This is a genomic window from Streptomyces sp. NPDC090499, assembly GCF_044769305.1.
Lineage (GTDB): Bacteria > Actinomycetota > Actinomycetes > Streptomycetales > Streptomycetaceae > Streptomyces.
Window position 1 is genome coordinate 113,117 of the sequence record NZ_JBIVXP010000002.1, and the last position, 26,210, is coordinate 139,326.

A 26,210-nucleotide genomic window follows, 5' to 3' on the forward strand; every position below is an offset into this window, starting at 1 on the left:
CCTGCGGCGCGGGTGAGCTCTCAGCGCAGGGCAGGCTCTCGCAGGGTCAGCGTGCCCGCGTCCGCGTCCAGCTCGGCGGCGACCCCGAGCGGCATGGTCAGGGCCGCCTCGCAGTGCCCGAACCCGAACTCCTCCAGCACCGGCACGCCGAGGCCGCCGAGCCGGTCGAGGAGCATCGGCCGCACCTGCTCGTAGGGCCCGCACCGGTCCCAGGAGCCGAGCAGGATCCCGGCGACGCCGTCGAGCAGGCCGGACCGCAGCAGCTGCGTGATGCTGCGGTCGAGGCTGTACGGCGCCTCGCCGACGTCCTCAAGGAGGAGCAGGCCGCCCCGCACGCCGGTGCGGGTGTGCGGGGTGCCGACGCCTGTGGCGAGCAGCCGCAGGCAGCCGCCGACGGTGACGCCCGTGGCCCGGCCGCCCACCAGCGCGGCGCCCCGGGAGGGGATGGTGCGGACCGTCTCCGGGGCGAAGAGGGTGGCCCGCAGGTGTTCCTGTGCCTGGGCGCTCTTGACGAAGTCGGCGCCGGCGGCCACCGGCCCGTACAGGGTGGCGAGGCCGAGCCGGGTCGCGAACGCCTCGTGCAGCACGGTCGCGTCGCTGAAGCCGACGAACACCTTCGGGCCGGCCGCGCGCATCGCCTCCCAGTCGAGCAGGTCGACGAGGCGCTGGGCGCCGTAGCCGCCGCGCGCGCAGAGGACGGCGGAGACGGACGGGTCGCACCAGGCCCGCTGGAGGTCGGCCGCGCGCTCGGCGTCGGAGCCCGCGAGGTACCCCAGCCGGCCGTCCGTGGCGAGCACGTGGGGTGCCGCCACCGGGTCGAGGTCCCAGCCGCGCAGGATGTCGAGACCGGCCTGGAGCCGCTCCTCCAGCACCGGCCCGCTCGGCGCCACGACGGCGACGCGGGCTCCGGCGGAGAGCCTGGCGGGCCTCGTCAGTTCGGTCACTTCGGCCGCTTCGGTCACTTCACCAGCTCCAGCTCGGGGATTTCGGGCACGTCCAGCCCGAACACCTGAGCGTAGAGGGCGAGCTCGGCCTCCAGCGCGCGGACCAGGGTCTCCGCGCGCCGGAAGCCGTGGCCCTCGCCCGCGAAGGTGAGGTGCGCGTGCGGCACCGGGCGGCCGTCGAGCCGGGCGAGGAAGCGTTCGCACTGCGCGGGCGGGCAGATCACGTCGTCCAGCCCCTGGAGCAGCAGGAAGGGCGCGGTGAGCCGGTCGGCGTGCTCGCTGGGCGACCGCTCGGCGTACCGTTCGGGCACCTCGGCGAGCGGGCCGATCAGGGATTCCAGGTACCGGGACTCGAAGTCGTGGGTCTCCCCCGCGCCCCAGCTGGTGAGGTCGAGGACGGGGTAGGAGATGGTGCCGCAGGCGTAGACGTCGGTGCCGGTCAGGGAGGCGGCGGCGGTCCAGCCGCCGGCGCTGCCGCCGCGGATCGCGAGCCGGGCCCGGTCGGCGGTGCCCTCCTCGGCGAGGGCGAGCGCGACGGCCGCGCAGTCCTCGACGTCGACCACGCCCCACTGCTCGCGCAGCCGCTCCCGGTACGCCCGCCCGTATCCGGTGGAGCCGCCGTAGTTGACCTCGGCGACCCCGATGCCCCGGGTGGTGAAGTAGGCGATCGCGAGGTCGAGGACGAGCGGTGTCCTGCTGGTGGGGCCGCCGTGCGCCCAGACGACGAAGGGCGGCAGCTCGCCCTCGGGGGCGGTGTGGCCGGGGTGGTGGGGCGGGTGGATGTGGGCGTGCACCTCGCGGCCGCCGGGGCCGGCGAAGGTGCGGACCTGCGGATCGGGGTAGTAGGCGGGGTCGACCGCGTCCCGGTGCGGGGTGCCGACGACCCGGGCGCGGCCGGAGGAGGTGTCGAGTCCGACGACCTCGTGGGCGGTGCGCGGGCCGGCGCCGACCGCGAGGACGCGGGTGCCGTGCACGGCGAGGGTGGCGGAGAACTCGGTCCACGGCCCGGCCGCGTCGGCGATCTCGCCGGTTTCCGGATCGAGTATCCCGAGGGTCATCGCCCCGCGGCCGTGCAGGACCGCGATCATCCCGTTGTCCAGCGCTGCGAACCAGTTCTGGCCGAGCCGCCAGAGCGGCCCCGCGAACTCCTCCTCGCGCGGGCAGAGCGGCTCGTCGTCGCGGTACAGGTTCCACCAGCCGCTGCGGTCGCTCGTGTACAGCAGCCGGTCGTCCGCGGACCACTCCACCTGGGCGACGGACTCGGTGGGACCGCCGGCCACGGTGCGGACCGCGTGCAGGACGCCGTCGGCGCCGACCTCGCCGACCAGCAGTTCCGTGCCGTCCCACGGCATCCGCGGATGGTCCCAGGCCAGCCAGGCGGCTCGGCGTCCGTCGTGCGACAGGCGCGGTCCGGTGACGAACCGGTGCCGTCCGTCGGTGAGTTCGCGCACCGCGGCCCGGTCGCCGGCGGCCGAGCCGTCCAGCGGTACGGCGGCGAGCACCCGGCGCACGTCGGTGGGCGCATCCCCGGTGAACTCCTCGAGGACGCACCAGACCTCGTCCCGGTCGAGCAGCAACTGCGGTTCGGCCCAGCGGGGTCCGGGCGGGGTCAGCGGCCGGGGTGCCTCACCGGGCCGGCAGAGGTACAGCCGCTGGTCGTCGAAGTGAACGAAGACCAGGAGCGGTTGGCCGCTGCCGTCGGGTACGGCACCGGCCCAGGGCCGTCCGCCGTACTCGATGACCCGGCTGCGCACGTTCCACGGCGCGGGCAGCACGGACTCGCCGGTGGAGCCGCGGACCAGGGTCCGGCGGCCGCCCTCCGCCGGCCGGGGCTCGGTCCACCAGGGTTCGTCGCCGACGAAGCCCACCCATTCGGCGAAGCCTTCGTGCGCCGCCGCCAGGGCCGCGTCGACGGGTGAGGGCCACGACCCGTACGCCTTCGTCTCCACGTTCTCTCCTCAACTCCTATGCCGTGCGCAGGAAGCGGTCCAGGACCCGGACGCCGAAGTGCAGGGCCTCGACGGGGACGCGTTCGTCGACGCCGTGGAACAGGGCCTGGTAGTCAAGGCCCTCGGGGAGCTTGAGCGGGGCGAAGCCGTAGCCGGTGATGCCGAGCCGGGAGAACTGCTTGGCGTCGGTGCCGCCCGACATGCAGTACGGCACCACGTGCCCGTCGGGGGCGAACTCCTCGACGGCGGCCCGCATCCGGGCGTACGTCGGTGAGTCCAGCGGCGCCTGGAGGGCGACCTCGCGGTGGTGGAACTCCCAGTCGACGTCGGGGCCGGTGAGGCGGTCGAGGGTGGCGCGGAACTCGTCCTCGGTGCCGTACAGGTAGCGTCCGTCGACGAAGGCGACGGCCTCGCCGGGAATCACGTTGACCTTGTAACCGGCGTTCAGCATGGTCGGGTTGGCGCTGTTGCGGACGGTGGCCTCGACCAGTTTGGCGGCCGGGCCGAGCTTGTCGAGGAGCAGGTCGACCTCGGTGAGGTCGGGTTCGATGCCGTAGAGGACGGCGAGTTCGGTGAGGGCGGCGGAGACCGTCGGGGTGAGCCGGAGCGGCCACCGGTGCTCGCCGATGCGGGTGACGGCGGCGGCGAGCCGGGTGACCGCGTTCTCCGTGTTGACCTTGGAGCCGTGCCCGGCCCGCCCGCGCGCGGTGAGTTTGAGCCAGGCGGTGCCGCGCTCCCCGGCGGCGACCGGGTAGAGCTGCCGTCCGGTGCCGTCGTGGAAGGTGAAGGCGCCGGACTCGGAGACGCCCTCGGTGCAGCCCTCGAACAGTTCGGGGTGGTGGTCGGCGAGGAACCCGGAGCCGTCCTCGGCGCTGGCCTCCTCGTCGGCGGTGAACGCGACGACGATGTCCCGCCGCGGCCGTACCCCCTCCCGGGCCCAGGCCCGCACGACCGCCAGGATCATCGCGTCCATGTTCTTCATGTCGACGGCGCCCCGCCCCCACACGACCCCGTCGCGGACCTCCCCGGAGAAGGGGTCGACGCTCCAGTCGGCGGCCTGCGCCGGTACGACGTCGAGGTGGCCGTGGACGAGCAGCGCGTCCGCGGCGGGGTCGGTGCCCTCGATGCGGGCGACGACGTTGGTGCGCCCCGCGGTCCGCTCCAGGAGGATCGGTTCGAGTCCCGCTCCGGCGAGCCGTTCGGCCGCGTACTCGGCGGCGGGCCGCTCCCGGCAGTCGCCGCCGCCGAAGTTGCTGGTGTCGATCCGGATCAGCTCGGCGGTGAACCGGACGACCTCGTCGAGTGCCTGCTGGTCAGCCATACTGCTCCTCCACCGCGGCCGAGACGATCGTGGTGACCGCCTTGAAGGTGCGGATGCCGTCGTACATGGTCCCCTCGGTGTACGCGACCTTCCGCTCGCCGGCCTGGTCCACGCCGGGGACGACGGTGGCGGCGAGGGCGAGGTGCTCGGCGTCGAACTCCAGGGCGATCGTGAAGGGCCCGCCGGTCACGGGTTCGTGGCGCACCGCGAGCTGGGTCGCGTCCTTGGCGGCGGCGCGGATGTCGGCGGCGGTCCGGGCGGGCGTCCGGCACACGGCCGCGTACCGGGACACGTGGTCCTTGACGGCGACCTTGCGGGCCTCGGGCGCGTAGCCGAGGGCGTCCTCGCAGGCCAGGTCGTCGCCGGTGACCAGGATGACCGGGACGCCGTACTCGGCGACGACGTGCGCGTTGAGCAGGCCCTCGCTGGCGCGGACGTCGTTCAGCCAGACGCCGGTGACGGAGTTGGGCAGGTAGGTGTGGGCGAGGACGCCCTCCATGCCGGCGCCGGTGTGGTAGCCGATGAAGGCGACGCCGTCGACGTCACCGTGCTGGACGCCCTCGACCATGGACAGCGTCTTGTGGCGGCCGGTGATCATCTGGGCGCGGTCGTCGAGCTGCTCCAGGAGCAGGTTGCGCATGCTCCAGTGGGCCTCGTTGATGAGGACCTCGTCGGCGCCGCCGTCGTAGAAGCCGAGGACGGCGGCGTTGACGTCGGAGGTGAACATCGGCCGGCACCGCTCCCACTGCGGCGCGCCGGGCAGCACGTCGCCGGGCCAGGTCACCCCGGTGGCGCCCTCCATGTCGGCGCTGATGAGGATCTTCATGGTGCTTCACGTTACGCGTCGACGGGTGAACTTCCTACGAGGCGGAACGAAGGTCGAGCCCACGCACTGCCGACCGGTGCAAGGAGAACGAACCCGATCGTCATGCCCCGTTGGATTCCGGCTTGTCCGCCGCGACTTCCTCGCAGGACTCGTCGGACGCGTGCGCGGTGATCCGAACCCGGGACGGGTCCGCGGCCCCGTCACGAGCGAGGACGTCGTCCACGAAACGCCGAGCATCCTCCCGCGTTCCTTGAGAGCGGCCTCCTTGCGCCGGTCCGCCTGATGGGCGCATGTGTCGGCGTAGGCGGAGGTGCCGACGTCGTTCGGATGGCAGCTCGCCCGGCTGAGGCACCGGAGGTCGCCGTCGCCCTCGGGGGCCGTCACGATCGTGTCGATGGGTTACATCGACGCCCCCTCGCCGCTCGAAAGAAGCACTCCGCCCACACCGTCTTGCCCGGCCCGTCGGACCGCGCGTGCCAGCCCCAGCGGGACGCGAGCCCCGCGACGAGGACCAGCCCCCGGCCCGCGGTGTCCTCGGGGTCCGGCGCGCGCAGGGACTCCGGGCGGGGCGGTGCGCGTTCGGCACGGGTGTCGGTGACCTCGATCCGGACCACCGTACGAGCGGGTCCGGTCACGTACAGACGCAGGTGGAAGTCCCGGCCGGACACATGCCCGTGCCGCACCGCGTTGGCGCTCAGCTCGCCGACGACCAGCGCGATCGCCTCGTGCGGGCCGCCGCCGTACGGGATCCCCCAGCTGTCCAGCCGGTGCGCGGCCGGCCTGCGGGCGAGCCGGGCGCCGCGCGGGGTGGAGGTGAAGCGCATCTCGAAGTCGCTGCCGGGTTTGTTCGTCATGCCGACAACGGTGTCCGCGGTCGCGTAGCGTGACCAGCGGTGACGCACTGACGCGGGCCGGTCGTACGCGCGATGGCGGTACGAGTACGAGCGGCGCGGCGTGACGCCGTCCCGGACAAGGGCGTTGGGGCAGGGAGGTGGTACGGGTGACCGAGGTGACGGACGAAGAGAACACCGCGGGCCAGGCGGCGGACGCCTCGGGCCGGGGCGTGGTCGCCGCGTTCGGCCAGACCATGAAGACGTTGCGGCTGCGGGCGGGCCTGGAACGCGAGGAGTTGGGCCGCCGGATCGGCTACTCCGCGTCCACGGTCACATCGTTCGAGCAGGGCCGACGGATCCCGTCCCCCAGGACCATCGACAAGGCGGACGAGGCGCTGGGGGCGGAGGGGCTGCTCACGGTGTGGAGGGAGCAGGTGGAGAGGGCGCAGTATCCGGTCTTCTTCCAGGGGATGGCCAAGTTGGAGAAGGAGGCCATCGAACTGCTCGCGTACGACACTCTCATGGTCAAGGGCTTGCTCCAGAGCGAGGAGTACATGAGGGCCGTACTCGCCATGCGGCGACCGCCTCTGGATCATGAGACGATCGAGCAGCGGGTTACGGCACGCCTCGCCCGACAGGACATCTTCGACCGCAAGCCCGCACCTCTGCTGAGCTTCGTGATGGACGAGTCGGTTCTACGACGTCCGCTAGGCGGAAAAGACGTACTGCGAGGCCAGTTGGAGCATCTGCTTCTCATCGGACAGAAGCGAAACGTCGAGATTCAGGTCATGCCGCTCGACTGCGAGGAAAGCGCGGGCGTGGACGGGCCGTTCACAGTCGTCACGCGCGATGACGGGAAGAAGTTCGCATACACCGAGGCACAGGGAGCCAGCACCCTTCAGACCGATCCGCAACAGACGGCGCTGGCCGCAGCGCGCTATGGGATCATCCGATCACAGGCTCTCACTCCGCGAGAGTCACTGGAGTTCGTCGAAGGGTTGCTGGGAGAACTATGAACACCGCTGAGTTCTCGGCCGTCGCATCCGACCTCGCCTGGTTCAAGAGCAGCTACAGCGGAGCGGAAGGCGGCGACTGCGTAGAGGTCGCCTGGCTGAAGAGCAGCTACAGCGGAACCGAGGGCGGCCAGTGCGTCGAGGTCGCGGCCGACCCCGGAGTCGTGTATGTCCGTGACTCCAAGGCCGTGGCCGGACCCGTCATCTCCGTGTCGCGTGCGGCGTGGGCGGGGTTCCTCGCGGTCCGCTAGCCCTCAGCTCTCCCGGCCCGCCAGTACCCACTTCGAGGGCAGCACGATCAGCTCGCCGTCCGGCGTGGACTCCGTGGTGTACAGGGGGAGTTCACCGCTCGCCAGGACCGTGAGGCCGGCGTTGCGCAGGTACTCCGGGACCGCGTCGTCGGCGACCTCGCCGGGGGCGATCCCGTGGCGGAAGACCGGGGCGAGTTTGGGCGGCGGGCCCGACGGGCTCTGGGCGAGGCCGCCGAGGACGGGGCGGGCGGCCTCGGAGAGCTCGACGAGGAAGGCCCGGCCGCTGCTGCCGACGAGGGTGGCGATGGAGTCGGCCAGCGGCTGCCGGTCCTCCGGCTCGCACTGGTGCAGGACTCCCCGCATGTAGACGTTGGCGTCGCCGAGTTCCACGTGCAGGGCCTGGGCCGCGCCCTTCTCGGCCGCGTCGAGGAGCCGGTAGCCGGCGCGTCCGCCCGGGTCGGCGTGCCGGGCGTGGTCCAGGGCGGCCTCGGATATGTCGGTGCCGAGGACGCGCGGGAAGCGGTCGGCGAGGAAGCGGGTCTGGGTGCCGTTGCCGCAGCCGAGGTCGACCAGGGGCAGGCCGGGGTCGGTGAGGTGCGGCTCGAAGAGGGCGATGTGGACGCCGGCGGTGACGTCGGGGTCGGCGTCCCAGAACACCGCCCCCGGTTCCTCGGACGCCTCACGCCAGAAGCCCTCCCAGGCACTGCGGTACCGACTCGTCACGCTCATGGCCCAACTCCCCAGGATGCAGCCGTATATGACCCGTCGTAAGTGACGGGCCAGTACGGTCTACCCTGCGCGGGTTTCGGCCACAAGCACCCGGCGCGTTCCTTCACTCCTCGTTCGACATACGTGCGCCCCCGGTCTGCGGTGCGCGGTCAGCGGCGCGGTGCGGTGAGTTCGAACCAGACGGTCTTCCCGGCGGCCGTACGGCTGGTGCCCCACTCCCGGGCCAGCGTGGAGACCACCCGCAGGCCGCGTCCGGCCTCGGCCGCGGGGTCGACGCCGAGCAGGGTCGGCAGGGTGTGGTCGTCGTCATCGACCTCGCACAGCAGGGTCTCGCCGCGGATCAGCCGGAGCTGCACCGGGCGGCTGTGGGAGTGCCGTAGGGCGTTGGTGACGAGTTCGCTGACCATGAGTTCGGCCGGGTCGGCGAGCCGGGCCAGGCCCCAGTCGTGGAGCTGCTCGCGGACCACGGCGCGGGCCCGGCGGACCTCGGCCGGGTCGAGGGCGAGCCGCCATTCGGCGACGTCCTCGGGCTCGATGCCGTTGAGGCGGGCCATCAGCAGGGCGACGTCGTCCTTGCGGCCGCCGCGGGTGTTGAGGGCGCGGATGATGGTGTCGCAGGCGTCGTCCATGGAGGCGGCCGGGTGGGCGGCGGACTCGCAGAGGGTGGCGAGGCCGACGGCGATGTCCTCACCGCGCATCTCGACCAGCCCGTCGGTGCACATGACCAGCCGGTCGCCGGGTTCGACGCGTACCCTCAGCGACTCGAAGGCGACCCCGCCGACGCCTATCGGCGCCCCGGTGGGCAGGTCGAGGAGTTCGCTGCGCCCGTCGACCGCACGGACCAGCACGGGCGGGATGTGGCCCGCGTTGGCGAGGTGCAGTTCGCTCCCGATCGGGTCGTAGACGGCGTAGAGGCAGGTGGCGAGGTAGCCGTCGCCGAGCCGCTGGGCCAGGTCGTCGAGGTTGCGCAGGAGCTGGGCGGGCGGCAGGTCCATGGCCGCCATGGTCTGCACGGCGGTCCGCAACTGGCCCATCATCGCGGCCGAGTTGAGGCCGTGGCCCATCACGTCGCCGACCACCAGGGCGGTGCGGGCGCCGGGGAGTTTCACCGAGTCGAACCAGTCGCCGCCGACCCGCCCGAGCAGGGTGCCCGGGAGGTACCGGGTGGCGATGTCGCAGCCCGCCATGCGCGGCGGGATGTGCGGCAGCATGCTGTCCTGGAGGGTCTCGGCGACGCTCTCCTGGTAGGTGTACATGCGCGCGTTGTCGAGCACGAGCCCGGCGCGGGCGGCGAGTTCGGCGCCGGTGACCCGGTCCATGTCGTTGAACATCTCGCGCTCGGGATGGCGCAGCAGGATCATGAAGCCGAGCACGACGTTGCGCGCCTTCAGCGGGACGACCAGCATCGAGCGGCCGGTGATCAGCGGCCGGATGTCCCGCTTCTCGAACTGGGAGGCGATGGCGTGGCCCATCTCCACGCTGATCCGCGGCACCAGGACCGGTTCTCCGGTGGTCATGCACTGGAAGAACGGGGTGTGCGCCGGGAACGGCATGGCCTCGCCGACCGGGACGACGTCGTCCCAGCGGCCGGGTTCGTCGGTGTGCTCCAGGGCGACCCGGTGCCACATGGTGGTGGTGTCGGGCACGCCGTCCGGGAACCCCTCGCCGGCGACGACCTGTTCGCGCAGGTAGGTGCCGGCGACGTCGGTGAAGCGGGGGACGACGGCTCTGCTGACCTCGACGATGGTGCGGGACAGGTCGAGCGAGGTGCCGATCCTCCCGCTGACCTCGGTGAGGAATTCGAGGCGTTCGCGGACGGCCGCGTACTCCAGGTCCTCGCCCTCGTCGTCGGTGAGTTCGGCGGGCACCGGCAGGCCCTGTGCGGCGGCACTCGCCGCACGCTCGCGGCGGGCCATCCGCTCGGTGCGCCGGGCGACGCCCCAGTCGGGGGTCACGGGCACCCGGTCGTTCTGGCTGAACTCCAGGACGGGATAACCGAGTTCGAGGACCTGGGCGACGATCCGGGCGCTTTCGTCGACGCTCATGCTGGGCAGGATCTCGGGCAGCCTGCGGGCCAGCTCCTCGGCGCCGGGGAAGTCGGTGTGCAGGGCGAAGCCGGGCGCGATGCGCTCGAAGGCGATGCCCTCGTCCTGCTCGGCCCGGCGCAGCCGCTCGGCGTCGGCGGCGAGCACCAGCAGCCGCTCGTTCCCCGGGCCGACCAGCGGATACGCCCACCAGAGCACGTCGGCGCGGTCGCGGTCGGGGACGGTGAGCCGGGCGCGGCCGGCGGCCGGGAAGTTGAGCCGTCCGTCGAGCGAGGACTCCAGGTCGGGGCCGAGTCCGTCGTACGCCGCGTAGGCGCCGTACGGGGTGATCTCGTCGTCCTCGGGGAGCGCGCCGGAGACGGGCAGCAGGTCGAGGACGGAGCGGCCGATGGCGTCCTCCTTGTCGGCCCCGAAGAGCCGCCGGGCGCCGGTGCTCCAGTGTGAGACGTCGCCGTCACGGTCGACGACGACCACGGCCAGGGGGATGCGGCCCGACACGCCGTCCCCAGCACCGAGGCCGGGATGCTTGTCCCGCTCGCTGCCATGGTCCATGGCCCAGGCCCTCTCTCCCCACGGCTCCGCAAAAGATCTGTGCCGCCCGTCACTACCGTACGGTGGCCGCCGGTTGCGATGTGTGGCAATCCTGGAATTGGTTCCAGCGGAGCGCACCGGCGCGCAGGTCCGCGCCCCCGTACGGTGCGCGAACCGCGTCCGCCGTGCCCTGGCCGCTCCCCGCTCTCAGTCCCCTCTCAGTCCTCGTGGCCGAGCTGGAGATCGCGTTCGGTGCGGCCGCCGCCCGCGACCTGGAGGACGGTGGCGACCGGTGGGTAACCGGCGGCGATGACGGTGTACTCACCGGAGGAGAGGTCCACGAACCGGAACGTTCCGTCGGCGCCGGTGGTGAGGGTGTCGACGACGTTGCCCGCGGCGTCGAGCAGCGTCACCCGGGCGTCCTCCACCGGCCGGCCGCCGCCGGCCCGGACGGTGCCCTTCAGCACGGCGCCGCCCGCGAGTTCGACGTTCTGCCGGGTCTCCCGGGAGGCCTGGACGGTGACCGGGAGGGCGGCCGGGCGGAAGGCGGGGGCGCTGCCGGCGAGGGTGTACTCGCCGGCCACCAGCTCGCTGATCACATAGCCGCCCTCGCGGCCGCTGCGGACGCTGGCGACGACCTCGCCGTGCACGTTGGTGAGGGTGACGGTGGCGTCCCGCACCGGGGTGCCGTCGGCGGTGAGCACGCTGCCGGCGAGCCGCCCGGCGCCGCCGAGGACGACGTCCAGCTCGACGGGCCGCTCGCCGACCGTCACGGTGACGGCCTGTGGCTGGTGGCCGCCGGCGGCGGCGATCAGGACGTACGACCCGGAGCCGGGCGTGGCCAGGGCGTAGCGGCCGTCCTCGGCGCTGGCACCGCGGCCGATCTGCCGGCCGACGGCGTCGATGAGGGTGAGCGCGGCGCGCGGCACCACGGTCCCGTCGGGATGCTGCACCGTGCCGCAGACGGGGATCCCGGCGCCGGCCCGGGGCGACCGGGCCTGCGGGATCGGGGTGTCGGCGGCTGTCGGTGACGTTTCGGCGGTGGGGTGGGACACCAGCGGTTTCTCCTTGAGGAAGCAGGCGACGAGCAGACCGAGGACGAGCACCGGGACCAGGTAGAGGAAGATCCTGGGCATCGCGTCGGCGTAGGCGCGGATGTAGGCGTCGCGCAGCGCCGGGGGCAGCGCGTGGACGAGCTGCGGGGTGAGGGACTCGGGGTCGGGCAGGCGGGCGCCGGACCGGGCCGGGAGACGTTCGTGCAGGGCGTCGGTGAGCCGGTCGGCGAAGAGGGTGCCGAAGACGGCGGCGCCGACGCTGCCGCCGATCTGCCGGAAGTAGTTGTTGGCGCTGGTGGCGGTGCCGAGGTCGGCGGGCCGTACGGAGTTCTGCACGGCGAGGACGAGCACCGGCATCACCATGCCGATCCCGGCGCCTAGGACGGCCATCCAGATGCTGTACTGCCAGCGCGGGGTGCCGACCTCGAGGCGGGACAGCAGCCACATGCCCGCGACGGACACGGCGCCGCCGAGCACCGGGTAGATCCGGTAGTGCCCGGTGAGGCTGATGAACTGTCCCGCGACGATCGAGGCGCCGACGATCCCGCCCATCATGGGCAGCATCAGCAGCCCGGACCCGGTCGCCGAGGCGCCGTCGACCATCTGCAGGAAGGTCGGCAGGTAGCTGGCGGCGCCGAACAGGGCGACCCCGACGACGAGTCCGACCAGGCCGGTGACGTTGAAGACGGAGTCCCGGAACAACCGCAGCGGGATGAGGGGTTCGGCCGCGTGGTGCTCGGCGACGGCGAACAGCACCCCGGCGACCAGCGCCCCCGCGCCCAGCCCGAGGACGACGTGCGAACCCCAGGCGTACTCCGTCCCGCCCCAACTGGTCAGCAGCACCAGGCAGGTGGAGGCGGCGGCGAGCAGCAGCGTGCCCAGCACGTCGAAGCGGCCCCGGACCTGCGGCTTCGGCAGCCTGAGCACGAGGGTGATGACGGCCAGCGTGACCAGTCCGAAGGGCACGTTGACGTAGAAGCACCAGCGCCAGGAGAGGTGGTCGGTGAAGTAGCCGCCGAGCAGCGGTCCGGCGACCGAGGCGAGGCCGAAGGCGGCGCCGATCAGGCCCATGAAGCGGCCGCGCTGCCGGGGCGGCACGATGTCGGCGATGATCGCCTGCACGCCGATCATCAACCCGCCGGCGCCGACGCCCTGGAGGGCGCGGAAGGCGATCAGCTGGTCCATGTTCTGCGCCCGTCCGGCGAGCGCGGAGCCGACGGCGAAGACGAGGATGGCGAACTGGAAGACGCCCTTGCGGCCGATGAGGTCGCCGAGTTTGCCGTAGACGGGGAGGCCCACGGTGGAGGTGAGCAGGTAGGCGGTGATCGCCCAGGACATCCTGTCGAGGCCGTGCAGCTCGCCGACGATCTTCGGCAGCGCGGTGGCGACGATCATCTGGTCCAGCGCGGCGAGGAGCAGGGCGAGCATCAGCCCGCAGAAGACCAGCCGGGTACGGCGCGGCCCGAGTCCGGAGACCGGGGCGGGTTCCGGCACGGGGGCGTCCGCGGACACCGCGGCCGGCTCCTCGTACTGCACCAGCGTCGTTCCGCCCACGTACCGCTCCCCTCGTCGCACCTGCGCACAATTGCCGCCTTATTTCCCGTAGGGCGACAACTGCGAGCAAGCGCGGCGAGTTACGGCACGAGACCGGCCGATCCGGAGATCCACCCGAACCGGTGAGGGAGCCAACACCCGCTGTTCATCGGGAGGTTGCCCGCCTCCGGACGAACCGGCACGTGAACCGGATACGCGACCGGTACTACTTCTCGACCTCGGTGGCGAGCTTGTCGAGCACCTGGTCGTAGATCCGGCCGAGGCCCTTGGGCGCGAAGGTCTTCTCGAAGAAGCCGCCGACGCCGCCGGCACCCTGCCAGGTGGTGTGCACGACGACCCGGGACTTCCCCTCGCCGGCCGGGGTGACCCGCCAGGTGGTGACCATGGAGGAGTTGCGGTCCTTCTCGACCAGCTCGCCGTCGGTGGGCTCGCTGACCTCCAGGAGGCAGTCCCGGACCCGCTTGCTGGTGGCCTGCAGCTTCCAGTGGACGAGGGTGCCCTCGCCGTCGCCGCCCTCGCGCACCTCGTACTCGCTGAAGTGCTCGGAGAGCAGCTTCGCGCGCGTGCCGCTGTAGTCGGCGATCGCGTCGAACACCGTCTCCGCGTCCGCGCCGACGACCCGCTCCGTAGTGGCCTCGACCTGCGCCATCGCTTTCCTCCAGCACCTGAGTTCTCGGGGTTGCTCCAAGCCAACCACCCCGGCACCCGGCCGCCCAAATCGGGGTGCCCAAGCGATCGGAAACGTGATCGGAAACGCCGTCCGCGCGGTCTCCACAGATCGTTCGCACGATCATGGGAACAGATGTTCTATTCTGTGGGCAGTGCTACCGAGGAGGCGTCATGCGCTGGGAGAACCTCACCGAGGAGGCCGATCACGGCCGGGCCGGCACCGCGCTGTTCGGCGCGGACGCGGTCACGACCCGGACCTTCGACACACCCGAGTTCCGTGGGATCACGTTCCACGAGGTGCGGGCACGGTCGATCATCAACCGGGTGCCGGGCGCCTCGCGGATGCCGTTCGAGTGGACGGTGAACCCGTACCGGGGCTGCACGCACGCGTGCGTGTACTGCTTCGCCCGCAAGACCCACAGCTACCTGGACCTGGACACCGGGATCGGCTTCGACACCCAGATCGTGGTCAAGACGAACGCACCGGAACTGCTCCGCCGCCAGCTGGGCTCGCGGCGCTGGCTGGGCGACCACATCGCGATGGGCACCAACGTCGACTGCTACCAGCGCGCGGAGGGCCGCTACCGGCTGATGCCGGGGATCATCTCCGCCCTCGCCGACCACGCGAACCCGTTCTCGATCCTGACCAAGGGCACCCTGATCCTGCGTGACCTCGACCTGCTGCGCCGGGCGGCCGACGTCACGGACGTCGGCATCTCGGTCTCGGTCGGCTTCGTCGACCCCGAGCTGTGGCGCACGGTGGAACCGGGCACCCCGGCCCCCGAGCGCCGGCTGGAGGTCGTCCGCGCCCTCGCCGGGGCCGGCATCGGCTGCGGGGTCCTGATGGCGCCGGTGATCCCCTTCCTCGGCGACCACCCGGCCCAGCTCCGGGCCACCGTCCGGGCGATCGCGGCGGCCGGGGCCACCTCGGTGACGCCCCTGGTGCTGCATCTGCGGCCCGGCGCCCGCGAGTGGTTCATGAGCTGGCTCGCGGCCCACCACCCGCACCTGGTCCGGCGCTACGAGCGGCTGTACGCGGAGGGCGCCTACGCACCCAAGTGGTACCAGCGCCGGATCACCCGTCAGGTGCACGAGCTGGCCGCGGAGTACGGCATCGGACCGAACCGCGCGGGCACCGCCCGCCGGATACCGGTACCGCCGGCGCAGGAGGAGCCCGCACTGCCGGAGCCGACCCAGCTCACCCTGCTCTGACCGGCCCGCGTACCTGGGGGCGTTCGGGCGCAACCCTCGGACCAATTGGGTCATTCATCGTCAGAATGCGTTCTTCCGGGTCCCGTTTCCGGGACGATGCGGCGAGGACCGTGGCACGTGCGGTCCGCTCCCCTCCGTCCTGGGAGGACCCATGCGAACACGCGCAGCCGTGCTGTGCGCCGTCGCCGCCGTCGTGGCCGGTTCGTTCACCGTCCCGCCCGCGACCGCCGCCACCCGAGCCCCCGTCCAGGCCTCCCCGGTGACCTGGAAGAAGTGCGGCACCACCGACTACCCGACGCTGCAGTGCGGCTCGGTCAAGGTTCCCCTCGACCACCGGAACCCGCGCGGGCGGCAGATCACGCTCGCCCTCTCCCGCGTCCCGCACACCGCGGCGGCCTCTCAGGGTCCGCTGCTGGTCAACCCCGGCGGCCCCGGCGGCAGCGGGCTGACCCTCGCCGGCTTCGTGGCGTCCACGCTGCCCAAGAAGGTGGCCGCCCAGTACGACGTCATCGGCTTCGACCCGCGCGGTGTCGGGAAGAGCACCCCGGCGATCGACTGCGCCCCCGGCTACTTCGACCCGGTGCGCCCCGACTCGGTCCCGGCCACCCCCGCCCTCGAACAGGCGAACCTGAAGCGGGTGCAGTCCTTCGCGGCGGCCTGCGGCAGGAAGTACGCGCGCCTGCTGCCGTACCTCGACACGGTCGACGCCGCACAGGACCTCGACTCGATCCGCCAGGCCCTCGGCGTCCCACGGATCAGCTACTTCGGCTACTCGTACGGCACCTACCTGGGCGCGGTCTACGCCAAGCTGCACCCGGACCGGATCCACCGCCTGGTCCTGGACTCGATCGTCGACCCCACGGGCGTCTGGTACGACGACAACCTGAGCCAGGACTACGCGTTCAACGACCGCCAGCGCGCCCTGATGGCATGGATCGCGAAATACAACTCGACGTACAAGCTCGGCACCGACCCGGCGAAGGTCGAGGCCAAGTGGTACGCCATGCGGGCCGCGCTGGCGAAGAAGCCGGCGGGCGGCAAAGTCGGCGCCGCCGAGCTGGAGGACACCTTCATCCCCGGCGGGTACTACAACGGCTACTGGCCCTACCTGGCGGACGCGTTCTCCGCCTACGTCAACGGCAGGAAGACCGCCGCCCTGGTCGAGGCGTATCAGAACTTCGCCGCCGTCGATTCGTCCGGCGACAACGGCTACAGCGTCTACGCGGCCGTCCAGTGCCGGGACTCCTCCTGGCCGCGGGACTGGAACCAGTGGCGCAAGGACAACTGGACGGCGTACGCGAAGGCGCCCTTCATGGTCTGGAACAACGCCTGGTACAACGCGTCCTGCGCGTACTGGCCGACGAAGGCGCTGCAGCCGGCGAACATCGCCAACCGGAAGCTCCCGCCGGTCCTCCTGTTCCAGGCCACGGACGACGCGGCCACCCCCTACCAGGGCGGCGTCACGGTCCACCGGCTGCTGGCCGGCTCCAGCCTGGTCGTGGAGCAGGGCGGCGGCAACCACGGCATCACGCTCAGCGGCAACACCTGCCTCGACGCCCGCCTCGCCGCCTACCTGACCGACGGCACGGTCCCGCGCGGCACCGGCACCGCCGACGCGGTCTGCGCCAAGACCCCCGACCCGAAGCCCCTCACCACCAAGGCGGCCTCGACGTCGTCCCGCGGCTCGACCCTGCACGGGCTGCTGGGGTTCCGCGGCTGAGCCGGTCCTGACGTTCCGTCGGGGGCGTTGTCAGACCCGTGGTCCACCATGGACGCATGAGTGATCTGACCCGTATCCCCGCCCCCGACGGAGTCGCCCCCGCCGCGCAGTACACGCACGTGGTGGCGGCGACCGGGCGGCTCGTCGCCGTCTCCGGCCAGCTGCCGCTGGACGAGGACGGCAAGCTGGTCGGCGAGGGCGATCCGGCGGCCCAGGCCCGCCAGGTCTTCGAGAACCTGCGCCGCTGCCTGGCGGCGGCCGGGGCGACCTTCGACGACGTCGTCAAACTCACCTACTTCGTCACGGACATGGCCCATCTGCCGGCCGTCCGCGCGGCCCGCGCCGCCCACATACCCGAGGACCGCCTCCCGGCCGCCTCCGCCGTCCAGGTGGCCGCGCTCGCCGGCCCGCAGTTCCTGATGGAGATCGAGGCGCTGGCGGTGGTGGCGGGCTGACGCCGAATCCCGGGCGGGCCCGGCCGTCCGCTCCCTAGGGTGCCGTCATGACCGACGACTCGCTCCACGGCCCTGCCCTCCGCATCCGCCCGATGACCCTCGCCGACTGCGACCGGGTCTCCGAAATTCGCGTCCGGGGCTGGCAGTACGCCTACCGGGGCCTGATGCCCCAGCCGTTCCTGGACGGGCTCAGTGCCGAGCGGGACGCCGAGCGGCGCCGGGCCCGGTTCCTGGACGGCGCGGACGGGGTGACGGAGCTGGTCGCCGAGCTGGGCGGCGCGATTGTCGGTTGGGCGGCGCACGGGCCCTACCGGGACGGTGAAGTACGCACCCGGGACGCCGAGTTGTACGCCATCTACGTGGACGCGGCGCACCTCGGCACCGGCACCGGGCGGGCGCTGCTCGCCACGGTCCTCGAACAGTGCGCCGGGCACCCCCGGGTGTACCTGTGGGTGCTCAAGGAGAACGCGCGCGCCCGGCGGTTCTACGAGATCGCGGGCTTCGCGGCCGACGGTGCGGAGGAGCCGTACGAGGTCGACGGGGTGCCGGTGCCCGAGGTGCGGTACGTCAGGGAGCTCGGCGTCACCTCTGCCTAGGGATGCGGGCGAGGGCCTGGCCCGCCGCCGCGGCGAGGGCGGGGTGGGCCAGGGCCTCGCTCAGGACGCGGCGGGCGCGGGTGTCGCCGAGGGTGCCGAGGCCGTCCACGCAGGCGAGGGCGACCCTGCGGTAGGGATCGTGCGGGCGCAGCCGGCGCTCCAGGGTGGTGATCAGGGCGGGGACGGACTCCGGCGCGCGGAGTTCGACCAGGAGCCGGACCGGCTGCAGGGCGTAGGCGACGCGGAGTTCGTTGGTGGCGAGGGCGGCGGCCGCGCGCGCGGTGCGCGGGTCCCGGAGCCGGGCGAGGGCGTGGGCGGCGGAGACGCAGCGGGGTGGGTCGCGGTGGTTGAGGAGGAGGACCAGGGTCTCGAAGGCCCGCCGGTCGCCGGCCGTCCCCAGTCGGAACGCGGCCAGCTCCCTGGCCCACAGAGGCTGTCCTGCCGCGGTGAGCACCTCCGCCAGTTCGTCGTGGTCCTCGGTGGCCAGGAGCCGGTCGAAGGCGGCCGTCCCCTGCGACTCCTGCCGCAAACGCTCCGTGAGTGATCGCAACTCTTCGTCCACGAAGCCCAGCGTAGAGGGGTTGCGGCAGACGAGGGACGTACATCACAAACTCGGGGGACTGGCGCGCTCGTTACCCGCCGGTTAAGCTCAATCGAGCGAGTCACCCACTCGCAGTAACGCTCACGCCGGTTTGGTGACGCAGCCGCCGTGAGGACGAAGGTCGGTTCGGTACCTCGTACCGCAGTACGACCCGGCTCCGGGACAGGGCCGGTCGGAATCCGCCGCTCCGGGCGTGTGCGCGCCCGCGGCGACAGCACCGGGCGTGTGCGCTCGCAGCCCGGCACCACCCGCATTCACGCAGCTCTCTCCGCACCCGGTGCGCCCCTCGGCGCACCCGGGCGCGTTCCCAGTCGTCACCCTCATTCCTGGAGTCCCGCGATGGCCACTCCCCAGTCCGACCCTTCCCTGTCCCCGCTCAAGACGATCGCCGTCGTCGGCCTCGGCACCATGGGCACCGGTATCGCCGAGGTCCTCGCGAAGGCCGGCCGCGAGGTGATCGGCATCGACATCAGCGAGGCGCAGGCCGCCAGGTCCCTCGCCGCCCTGGAGGCCGCCACCGCGCGTGCCGTGGAGCGCGGCAGGCTGACCGGGCAGGAGCGCGCCGACGCCCTCGCCCGGGTCCGCACCGGCACCGACCTGTCGGCCGCCGCCGACGCCGACCTCGTCATCGAGGTGGTCCCGGAGTCGTACGACATCAAGCACCAGGTCCTGCGGGAGCTGGACGGCATCGTCCGCCCCGGGACCATCCTCGCCACCGGCACCAACGCGCTCTCCGTGACCCGGCTGGCCGCCGACTCGGCCCGCCCCGAGCGCGTCCTCGGCCTGCACTTCTTCAACCCGGCCCCGGCGATGAAGCTGGTCGAGGTGGTCTCCTCGGTGCTCACCGCGCCGGGCGCCGTCGCCGCCGTCACCGACCTGGCGATCGAGCTGGGCAAGGAGCCGGTCGCGGTCGGCGACCGTCCGGGCTTCGTCGCGGACGGCCTGCTGTTCGGCTACCTCAACCAGGCGGCCGCGATGTACGAGGCGAAGTACGCCTCCCGCGAGGACATCGACGCGGCCATGCGGCTCGGCTGCGGCCTGCCGATGGGCCCCCTCGCCCTGCTGGACCTGATCGGCGTCGACACGGCCCGTACGGTCCTGGAGGCCATGTACGCCGAGTCCCGCGACCGCCTGCACGCCCCCGCCCCCATCCTCAAGCAGCTCAGCGAGGCGGGCCTGACCGGCCGCAAGTCGGGCCGCGGCTTCTACTCCTACGAGGCCCCGGGCAGCGCCACCGTGGTCCGGGACGCGCTGACCCCGCTGGACGGCGCCGCGCTCACCCCGGGCCGCACGGTCCGCTCGGTCGGTGTCGCCGGTTCCGGCACCATGGCCTCCGGGATCGCCGAGGTCTTCGCCAAGGCCGGGTACGAGGTCGTCCTCGCCGCCCGCAGCGAGGAGAAGGCGCAGGCGGCGAAGGCCCGCATCGGCAAGTCCCTGGACCGCTCCGTCGGCAAGGGCCGGATCACCGCCGAGGCGGCCGCCCAGACCCTGGACCTGATCACCCCGGCGGGTTCCTACGACGCCTTCGCGGACGTCGACCTGGCCGTCGAGGCGGTCGCCGAGGACCTGGAGGTCAAGCGGCAGCTGTTCCAGGCCCTGGACAAGGTCTGCAAGCCGGGCGCGGTGCTCGCCACCACCACGTCCTCGCTGCCGGTCGTCGCCTGCGCCCGCGCCACCTCGCGTCCGCAGGACGTGATCGGCATGCACTTCTTCAACCCGGCGCCGGCCATGAAGCTGGTCGAGGTCGTCCGCACCGTGCTGACCGGCGAGGACGTGCACGCCACGGTCCGCGAGGTCTGCGGCCGGATCCGCAAGCACGCCGTCGACTGCGGCGACCGGGCCGGTTTCATCGTCAACGCGCTGCTGTTCCCGTACCTGAACAACGCGATCAAGATGGTCGAGGAGCACTACGCGTCCCTCGACGACATCGACGCGGCGATGAAGCTGGGCGGCGGCTACCCGATGGGTCCGTTCGAGCTCCTGGACGTGGTCGGCCTGGACGTCTCGCTCGCCATCGAGAAGGTGCTGCACCGGGAGTTCCGCGACCCGGGCCTCGCGCCCGCGCCGCTCCTGGAGCATCTGGTGGCCGCGGGCTGCCTCGGCCGCAAGACCGGCCGTGGCTTCCGCGAATATGCCCGCCGCTGACGGCGTCGGCGACTGGTTCCGGGACGAGAAGGACTGGGGCGGCCTGCTCGACCCCGCGGACGTTCCCCCGCCCTTCGCGGGCGGGGGAAACCCCGGACCTGCGCATCAAGCTGCGCACATGCAGTACGTTCGGGTCATGTCCCAGCCCGCCAAGTCCTCACGTACCCCCGCCACGCCGGACGCGCCGGAGAGTGCCGCGGGCAGCCGCGCGGCGGCCCAGCGGCTCAAGATGCGCCGGGAGCTGGCGGCCGCCGCGATGGAGCTCTTCGCGACGAAGGGGTACGAGGCGACCACCGTCGACGAGATCGCGGCCGCGGCCGGGGTCGCCCGTCGCACCTTCTTCCGCCACTTCCGCTCCAAGGAAGAGGCGATCTTCCCGGACCACGACGACACCCTGATCCGCGCCGAGGCCGTGCTGAACGCGGCCCCGGCCCACGAGCACCCGCTCGACACGGTGTGCCGCGGCATCAAGGAAGTCATGAAGATGTACGCGGCGCACCCGGACATCTCGGTCGCCCGCTACAAGCTCACCCGCGAGGTGCCCACCCTGCGCGAGGCGGAGATCGCGTCGGTGGCCCGTTACGAGCGTCTCTTCACCCGCTACCTCCTCGGCCACTTCGACGAGCACGCCCACGCGGACGACGCGAACGACGACCCGCTGCTGGCCGAGGTCGCGGCGTCGGCGGTGGTCACCGCCCACAACCACGTGCTGCGGCGCTGGCTGCGGGCCGGCGGGCAGGGGGACGTCGAGCTGCAGCTGGACCACGCCTTCGCGATCGTGCGGAAGACCTTCGGGAACGGGATCGGGGCGGGCCGGGAGACCGAGCCCCGCCGGGCCGCGCCGGCCTCGGTCGCTTCCCAGGGCGAGGTGCTGGTGACGGTGGCCCGTACCGACGCCCCGCTGGACGAGGTCATGCGGACCATCGAACAGGCGCTCAAGGAGCGCTGAACCACCCTCCGGGAGTGCCCTCGGGCACTCCCCCGCTGTGACGACGGCCACCCGCCCGGGTGGCCGTTTTGGCATGTCAGAGCATCTTTTCAGGCAACTTTCCGACGCCGTTCGATCGATCATCGCTCATTTGTTACGTAAAGATTTCATCTGAGGCGAAGTAGTGGCACTCAGTGCCTTGCGGCCTGACACGCGGTGTCATACGTTGATGGAGTCCGGCCTGTCCCGGGAGCCCACCAGCTCCCCCGCCGGACGCCTGCGTCACAGGCAACCTCCCGCGCCACAAAGCGCTGCCGAAGCACCACCCCGCCGAACCGACGGCACCTTCCCGAAACCCTCAGCAGCACCGACGTAACCCTCAGCGCCCCTTCCCTCGAGGGGCGCAAGCATCGCCGGAGGCAACACCGTGACCACTCAGGCCATTCTGGACGCGATCCAGTCACCGGAATCGACGCCGGCCGACTTCGCGGCCCTGCCGCTTCCCGAGTCGTACCGCGCGATCACCGTGCACAAGGACGAGACGGACATGTTCGCGGGCCTGGAGACCCGCGACAAGGACCCGCGCAAGTCGATCCACCTCGACGAGGTCCCCCTGCCCGAGCTGGGTCCGGGCGAGGCCCTGGTCGCCGTGATGGCATCGAGTGTCAACTACAACTCGGTGTGGACCTCGATCTTCGAGCCGCTGTCGACCTTCGGCTTCCTGGAGCGCTACGGGCGCCTCTCCGAGCTGACCAAGCGGCACGACCTGCCGTACCACATCATCGGCTCCGACCTCGCGGGCGTCGTCCTGCGCACCGGCCCCGGCGTCAACGCCTGGAAGCCCGGCGACGAGGTCGTCGCGCACTGCCTGAGCGTGGAGCTGGAGTCCAGCGACGGCCACAACGACACCATGCTCGACCCCGAGCAGCGGATCTGGGGCTTCGAGACCAACTTCGGCGGGCTCGCCGAGATCGCGCTGGTCAAGTCCAACCAGCTGATGCCGAAGCCGAACCACCTCAGCTGGGAGGAGGCCGCCGCTCCCGGTCTGGTCAACTCCACCGCCTACCGGCAGCTGGTCTCCCGCAACGGCGCCGGCATGAAGCAGGGCGACAACGTGCTCATCTGGGGCGCGAGCGGCGGACTCGGCTCGTACGCCACGCAGTTCGCGCTCGCGGGCGGCGCCAACCCCGTCTGCGTGGTGTCCTCTCCGCAGAAGGCGGACATCTGCCGGTCGATGGGCGCCGAGGCGATCATCGACCGCAACGCCGAGGACTACAAGTTCTGGAAGAACGAGCGGGAGCAGGACCCGCGCGAGTGGAAGCGCTTCGGCAAGCGCATCCGCGAGTTCACCGGCGGCGAGGACATCGACATCGTCTTCGAGCACCCCGGCCGCGAGACCTTCGGCGCCTCCGTCTTCGTCACCCGCAAGGGCGGCACCATCACCACCTGCGCCTCCACCTCGGGCTACATGCACGAGTACGACAACCGCTACCTGTGGATGTCCCTGAAGCGGATCATCGGCTCGCACTTCGCCAACTACCGCGAGGCCTGGGAGGCCAACCGGCTGATCGCGAAGGGCAAGATCCACCCGACGCTGTCGAAGACCTACGCCCTGGAGGAGACCGGCCAGGCCGCCTACGACGTGCACCGCAACCTGCACCAGGGCAAGGTCGGCGTCCTCTGCCTCGCGCCCGAGGAAGGCCTCGGCGTGCGCGACCAGGAGATGCGGGCCAAGCACCTCGACGCCATCAACCGCTTCCGCAACATCTGAGACACCCGAGGTCATAGATGACTGAGCGTCAGATCGCCGAAGGCGGCCGGGAGTCCGCGCCGCAGGCGCCGAGGGAGAAGGACCGGCCGTGGCTCATGCGCACGTACGCCGGCCACTCCACGGCCGAGGCGTCCAACGAGCTGTACCGGCGCAACCTCGCCAAGGGCCAGACGGGCCTGTCGGTGGCGTTCGACCTGCCGACCCAGACCGGCTACGACCCCGACCACATCCTCGCCCGCGGCGAGGTCGGCCGGGTGGGCGTGCCCGTCTCGCACCTCGGTGACATGCGCCGGCTCTTCCAGGACATCCCCCTGGAGCAGATGAACACCTCGATGACGATCAACGCCACGGCGATGTGGTTGCTGGCGCTCTATCAGGTGGTCGCCGAGGAGCAGGGTGCGGACGTCACCAAGCTCCAGGGCACCACCCAGAACGACATCGTCAAGGAGTACCTGTCCCGGGGGACGCACGTCTTCCCCCCGGGGCCCTCGCTCCGGCTGACCACGGACATGATCGCGTACACGGTCTCCCACATCCCCAAGTGGAACCCGATCAACATCTGCAGCTACCACCTCCAGGAGGCCGGCGCCACGCCGGTCCAGGAGATCGCGTACGCGATGTCGACGGCCATCGCGGTCCTCGACGCGGTACGGGACAGCGGCCAGGTGCCGCAGGAGCGGATGGGTGACGTCGTCGCCCGTATCTCCTTCTTCGTCAACGCGGGCGTCCGGTTCGTCGAGGAGATGTGCAAGATGCGGGCGTTCGGCCGCATCTGGGACCAGGTCACCCGCGAGCGCTACGGCATCGAGAACGCCAAGCAGCGCCGCTTCCGGTACGGCGTCCAGGTCAACTCGCTGGGGCTGACCGAGGCGCAGCCGGAGAACAACGTCCAGCGGATCGTCCTCGAAATGCTGGCCGTGACGCTGTCGAAGGACGCACGCGCGCGTGCCGTGCAGCTCCCCGCCTGGAACGAGGCGCTCGGCCTGCCGACGCCCTGGGACCAGCAGTGGTCGCTGCGCATCCAGCAGGTGCTGGCGCACGAGAGCGACCTGCTGGAGTACGAGGACATCTTCGAGGGCTCGCACGTCATCGAGAAGAAGGTCGCCCAGCTGGTCGCGGACTCCCTCGCGGAGATCGACCGGATCCAGGAGATGGGCGGCGCGATGGCCGCCGTCGAGTCCGGCTACCTGAAGTCGCAGCTGGTCTCCTCGCACGCCGAGCGGCGGGCCCGGATCGAGTCCGGCCGGGAGAAGATCGTCGGCGTCAACATCTTCGAGACCACCGAGCCGAATCCGCTCACCGCCGACCTGGACACCGCGATCCAGACGGTCGACCCGGCGGTCGAGGCGAGGGTCGTGGCGGCGATCGGGCACTGGCGCGACACGCGCTACCAGCCGCCGTTCAACCACCCGCGGCCCTGCAAGGCCCTGGAGCGGCTGAAGGAGGCCGCCAAGGGCACCGACAACCTCATGGAGGCCACCCTGGAGTGCGCCCGCGCGGGCGTGACGACCGGTGAGTGGGCCGGGGCCCTGCGCGAGGTGTTCGGCGAGTTCCGGGCGCCCACCGGGGTCTCCTCGGCCCCGATCGCGGTCCCCGTCGAGCCGGGCTCGGCGCTGGCCGGGGTGCGGGCGAAGGTGGACGCCACCGCCCGCGACCTGGGCAGCGGCAAGCTCCGCTTCCTGGTCGGCAAGCCCGGTCTGGACGGTCACTCCAACGGCGCCGAGCAGATCGCGGTGCGCGCGCGGGACGCCGGCTTCGAGGTGGTCTACCAGGGGATCCGGCTGACGCCCGAGCAGATCGTGGACGCGGCGCTGGCCGAGGACGTGCACGCGGTCGGCCTGTCGATCCTCTCCGGGTCGCACGCCCAGCTGGTCCCGGACGTCCTGGAACGACTCCGTGTGGCCGGTGCCACAGATATACCCGTGATCGCCGGTGGCATCATCCCGAACGGGGATGCCGAGCAGCTGCGGGAAGCCGGAGTGGCCGCGGTGTTCACCCCGAAGGACTTCGACATCACCGGAATCATCGGCCGCATCGTCGACGAGATCCGGAAAGCGAACAAGCTCGACCCTCTGGAGGTCCCCGCATGACGACGCCCGTCACGCCCGTCAACCGTCTCCGCCCGCGGCGCTCGTGCCTGGCCGTGCCCGGTTCGAACCCCCGCTTCCTGGAGAAGGCGCAGGGCCTCCCGGCGGACCAGGTCTTCCTGGACCTGGAGGACGCGTGCGCGCCGCTCGCCAAGCCCGGCGCGCGGCACACCATCGTCAAGTTCCTCAACGAGGGCGACTGGACCGGCAAGACGCGCGTGGTGCGGGTCAACGACTGGACGACCGAGTGGACGTACCGTGACGTCGTGACCGTGGTCGAGGGCGCCGGGCAGAACCTCGACTGCATCATGCTGCCGAAGGTCCAGACGGCCCAGCAGGTCGTCGCACTCGACCTCCTCCTCACCCAGATCGAGAAGACCATGGGCTTCGAGGTCGGCAAGATCGGCATCGAGGCGCAGATCGAGAACGCCCAGGGCCTCAACAACGTCAACGAGATCGCCACCGCCTCCCAGCGCGTCGAGACGATCATCTTCGGCCCGGCCGACTTCATGGCGTCCATCAACATGAAGTCGCTGGTCGTGGGCGAGCAGCCGCCCGGCTACCCGGCGGACGCCTACCACTACATCCTGATGAAGATCCTGATGGCCGCCCGCGCCAACAACCTCCAGGCGATCGACGGCCCCTACCTCCAGATCCGCAACATCGACGGCTACCGCGCGGTCGCCCAGCGCGCCGCCGCGCTCGGCTTCGACGGCAAGTGGGTGCTGCACCCGGGCCAGGTCGAGGCGTCCAACGAGATCTTCTCGCCGTCGCAGGAGGACTACGACCACGCCGAGCTGATCCTGGACGCGTACGACTACTACACGTCCGAGGCGGGCGGCAAGAAGGGCTCCGCGATGCTCGGCGACGAGATGATCGACGAGGCCAGCCGCAAGATGGCCCTGGTCATCTCCGGCAAGGGCCGGGCCGCCGGCATGCAGCGCACGTCGAAGTTCGAGATCCCGGAGGCCTGAG

21 protein-coding genes are annotated in these 26,210 nt (G+C 71.7%); 11 read left to right on the forward strand and 10 right to left on the reverse strand.

Translation table 11 applies throughout. The annotated features are described in order from the left end of the window. Positions 1–20: 20 nt before the first annotated feature. From ACIQVL_RS08880 to ACIQVL_RS08900, 5 genes are all read right to left on the reverse strand, one after another. On the reverse strand, positions 21–944 hold the full coding sequence (locus ACIQVL_RS08880) for an LD-carboxypeptidase (protein WP_403475212.1): 924 nt from the start codon (positions 942–944) through the stop codon (positions 21–23). A 14-nt stretch (positions 945–958) separates the two neighbouring features. Further along, the gene (locus tag ACIQVL_RS08885) at positions 959–2,893 is read right to left on the reverse strand and encodes a prolyl oligopeptidase family serine peptidase (protein ID WP_403474868.1); all 1,935 of its coding nucleotides are present in this window, start codon (positions 2,891–2,893) and stop codon (positions 959–961) included. A 16-nt stretch (positions 2,894–2,909) separates the two neighbouring features. After that, a complete protein-coding gene (locus ACIQVL_RS08890) occupies positions 2,910–4,214 on the reverse strand; it encodes a M20/M25/M40 family metallo-hydrolase (RefSeq protein ID WP_403474869.1) in 1,305 nt (434 codons plus the stop codon). After that, positions 4,207–5,040 (reverse strand): M55 family metallopeptidase, encoded by an 834-nt coding sequence (locus ACIQVL_RS08895; protein WP_403474870.1) that lies wholly within the window; start codon positions 5,038–5,040, stop codon positions 4,207–4,209. Before ACIQVL_RS08895 ends, ACIQVL_RS08890 begins: the two co-directional genes overlap by 8 nt. Positions 5,041–5,420: 380 nt before the next feature. Further along, entirely contained in the window at positions 5,421–5,894 is a 474-nt protein-coding gene (locus ACIQVL_RS08900; RefSeq protein WP_403474871.1) for an ATP-binding protein, read from the reverse strand. A gap of 146 nt (positions 5,895–6,040) precedes the next feature. Here ACIQVL_RS08900 and ACIQVL_RS08905 point away from each other — a divergent pair, with 146 nt between their 5' ends. Both ACIQVL_RS08905 and ACIQVL_RS08910 read left to right on the forward strand, forming a co-directional pair. Next, on the forward strand, positions 6,041–6,889 hold the full coding sequence (locus ACIQVL_RS08905; RefSeq protein WP_403474872.1) for a helix-turn-helix domain-containing protein: 849 nt from the start codon (positions 6,041–6,043) through the stop codon (positions 6,887–6,889). Further along, complete coding sequence (locus ACIQVL_RS08910) at positions 6,886–7,137, forward strand: DUF397 domain-containing protein (protein WP_403437685.1); 252 nt, start codon at positions 6,886–6,888, stop codon at positions 7,135–7,137. Before ACIQVL_RS08905 ends, ACIQVL_RS08910 begins: the two co-directional genes overlap by 4 nt. Before the next feature lie 3 nt (positions 7,138–7,140). Here the strand turns inward: ACIQVL_RS08910 and ACIQVL_RS08915 are convergent, their stop codons facing one another. From ACIQVL_RS08915 to ACIQVL_RS08930, 4 genes are all read right to left on the reverse strand, one after another. Continuing rightward, positions 7,141–7,866: a class I SAM-dependent methyltransferase gene (locus tag ACIQVL_RS08915; protein WP_403437683.1), complete on the reverse strand. Its 726-nt coding sequence runs from the start codon at positions 7,864–7,866 to the stop codon at positions 7,141–7,143. A 149-nt stretch (positions 7,867–8,015) separates the two neighbouring features. After that, on the reverse strand, positions 8,016–10,463 hold the full coding sequence (locus tag ACIQVL_RS08920) for a SpoIIE family protein phosphatase (protein ID WP_403474873.1): 2,448 nt from the start codon (positions 10,461–10,463) through the stop codon (positions 8,016–8,018). A gap of 197 nt (positions 10,464–10,660) precedes the next feature. Further along, positions 10,661–13,051: an MFS transporter gene (locus ACIQVL_RS08925; RefSeq protein WP_403474874.1), complete on the reverse strand. Its 2,391-nt coding sequence runs from the start codon at positions 13,049–13,051 to the stop codon at positions 10,661–10,663. A gap of 205 nt (positions 13,052–13,256) precedes the next feature. Beyond that, positions 13,257–13,700, reverse strand: coding sequence for an SRPBCC family protein (locus ACIQVL_RS08930; protein ID WP_403437679.1), 444 nt, complete (start codon positions 13,698–13,700; stop codon positions 13,257–13,259). A gap of 191 nt (positions 13,701–13,891) precedes the next feature. On the opposite strand from ACIQVL_RS08930, the gene ACIQVL_RS08935 reads away from it, so the two are divergent. From ACIQVL_RS08935 to ACIQVL_RS08950, 4 genes are all read left to right on the forward strand, one after another. Continuing rightward, positions 13,892–14,932 (forward strand): Rv2578c family radical SAM protein, encoded by a 1,041-nt coding sequence (locus ACIQVL_RS08935; protein ID WP_403437678.1) that lies wholly within the window; start codon positions 13,892–13,894, stop codon positions 14,930–14,932. Positions 14,933–15,083: 151 nt separating this feature from the next. Beyond that, the gene (locus ACIQVL_RS08940) at positions 15,084–16,652 is read left to right on the forward strand and encodes an alpha/beta hydrolase (protein ID WP_403474875.1); all 1,569 of its coding nucleotides are present in this window, start codon (positions 15,084–15,086) and stop codon (positions 16,650–16,652) included. A 56-nt stretch (positions 16,653–16,708) separates the two neighbouring features. Continuing rightward, positions 16,709–17,107 carry a RidA family protein gene (locus ACIQVL_RS08945; protein WP_403437675.1) on the forward strand — a complete coding sequence of 133 codons (399 nt, stop codon included), beginning with the start codon at positions 16,709–16,711 and terminating at the stop codon, positions 17,105–17,107. Between the two features lie 47 nt (positions 17,108–17,154). Further along, the gene (locus ACIQVL_RS08950) at positions 17,155–17,703 is read left to right on the forward strand and encodes a GNAT family N-acetyltransferase (protein WP_403437673.1); all 549 of its coding nucleotides are present in this window, start codon (positions 17,155–17,157) and stop codon (positions 17,701–17,703) included. On the opposite strand, the gene ACIQVL_RS08955 is transcribed toward ACIQVL_RS08950, so the two are convergent. Then, a complete protein-coding gene (locus tag ACIQVL_RS08955) occupies positions 17,690–18,265 on the reverse strand; it encodes an adenylosuccinate lyase (protein ID WP_403437672.1) in 576 nt (191 codons plus the stop codon). The two genes, ACIQVL_RS08950 and ACIQVL_RS08955, sit on opposite strands and share 14 nt — an antisense overlap. A gap of 378 nt (positions 18,266–18,643) precedes the next feature. Here ACIQVL_RS08955 and ACIQVL_RS08960 point away from each other — a divergent pair, with 378 nt between their 5' ends. The 5 genes from ACIQVL_RS08960 to ACIQVL_RS08980 all read left to right on the forward strand — a co-directional run bounded on the left by ACIQVL_RS08960 (position 18,644) and on the right by ACIQVL_RS08980 (position 26,209). Further along, the gene (locus ACIQVL_RS08960; protein WP_403474876.1) at positions 18,644–20,449 is read left to right on the forward strand and encodes a 3-hydroxyacyl-CoA dehydrogenase family protein; all 1,806 of its coding nucleotides are present in this window, start codon (positions 18,644–18,646) and stop codon (positions 20,447–20,449) included. 136 nt (positions 20,450–20,585) lie between these two features. Then, positions 20,586–21,398, forward strand: coding sequence for a TetR family transcriptional regulator (locus tag ACIQVL_RS08965; protein WP_403475213.1), 813 nt, complete (start codon positions 20,586–20,588; stop codon positions 21,396–21,398). A 406-nt stretch (positions 21,399–21,804) separates the two neighbouring features. Continuing rightward, the gene (gene ccrA / locus ACIQVL_RS08970; RefSeq protein ID WP_403474877.1) at positions 21,805–23,148 is read left to right on the forward strand and encodes a crotonyl-CoA carboxylase/reductase; all 1,344 of its coding nucleotides are present in this window, start codon (positions 21,805–21,807) and stop codon (positions 23,146–23,148) included. 17 nt (positions 23,149–23,165) lie between these two features. Then, a complete protein-coding gene (locus ACIQVL_RS08975) occupies positions 23,166–25,238 on the forward strand; it encodes a protein meaA (RefSeq protein WP_403474878.1) in 2,073 nt (690 codons plus the stop codon). Next, positions 25,235–26,209, forward strand: a complete 975-nt coding sequence (locus tag ACIQVL_RS08980; protein WP_403474879.1) for an HpcH/HpaI aldolase/citrate lyase family protein — start codon at positions 25,235–25,237, stop codon at positions 26,207–26,209. The genes ACIQVL_RS08975 and ACIQVL_RS08980 overlap by 4 nt, the downstream gene beginning before the upstream one ends. Position 26,210 lies beyond the last annotated feature (1 nt).

Coding starts and splice junctions, on each gene's coding strand:
- ACIQVL_RS08890 (WP_403474869.1), bottom strand. CDS start 4,214: ATGGCTGACCAGCAGGCACTCGACGAGGTCGTCCGGTTCACCGCCGAG.
- ACIQVL_RS08895 (WP_403474870.1), bottom strand. CDS start 5,040: ATGAAGATCCTCATCAGCGCCGACATGGAGGGCGCCACCGGGGTGACC.
- ACIQVL_RS08900 (WP_403474871.1), bottom strand. CDS start 5,894: ATGACGAACAAACCCGGCAGCGACTTCGAGATGCGCTTCACCTCCACC.
- ACIQVL_RS08910 (WP_403437685.1), top strand. CDS start 6,886: ATGAACACCGCTGAGTTCTCGGCCGTCGCATCCGACCTCGCCTGGTTC.
- ACIQVL_RS08915 (WP_403437683.1), bottom strand. CDS start 7,866: ATGAGCGTGACGAGTCGGTACCGCAGTGCCTGGGAGGGCTTCTGGCGT.
- ACIQVL_RS08920 (WP_403474873.1), bottom strand. CDS start 10,463: ATGGACCATGGCAGCGAGCGGGACAAGCATCCCGGCCTCGGTGCTGGG.
- ACIQVL_RS08930 (WP_403437679.1), bottom strand. CDS start 13,700: ATGGCGCAGGTCGAGGCCACTACGGAGCGGGTCGTCGGCGCGGACGCG.
- ACIQVL_RS08935 (WP_403437678.1), top strand. CDS start 13,892: ATGCGCTGGGAGAACCTCACCGAGGAGGCCGATCACGGCCGGGCCGGC.
- ACIQVL_RS08940 (WP_403474875.1), top strand. CDS start 15,084: ATGCGAACACGCGCAGCCGTGCTGTGCGCCGTCGCCGCCGTCGTGGCC.
- ACIQVL_RS08945 (WP_403437675.1), top strand. CDS start 16,709: ATGAGTGATCTGACCCGTATCCCCGCCCCCGACGGAGTCGCCCCCGCC.
- ACIQVL_RS08950 (WP_403437673.1), top strand. CDS start 17,155: ATGACCGACGACTCGCTCCACGGCCCTGCCCTCCGCATCCGCCCGATG.
- ACIQVL_RS08960 (WP_403474876.1), top strand. CDS start 18,644: ATGGCCACTCCCCAGTCCGACCCTTCCCTGTCCCCGCTCAAGACGATC.
- ACIQVL_RS08965 (WP_403475213.1), top strand. CDS start 20,586: ATGTCCCAGCCCGCCAAGTCCTCACGTACCCCCGCCACGCCGGACGCG.
- ACIQVL_RS08975 (WP_403474878.1), top strand. CDS start 23,166: ATGACTGAGCGTCAGATCGCCGAAGGCGGCCGGGAGTCCGCGCCGCAG.
- ACIQVL_RS08980 (WP_403474879.1), top strand. CDS start 25,235: ATGACGACGCCCGTCACGCCCGTCAACCGTCTCCGCCCGCGGCGCTCG.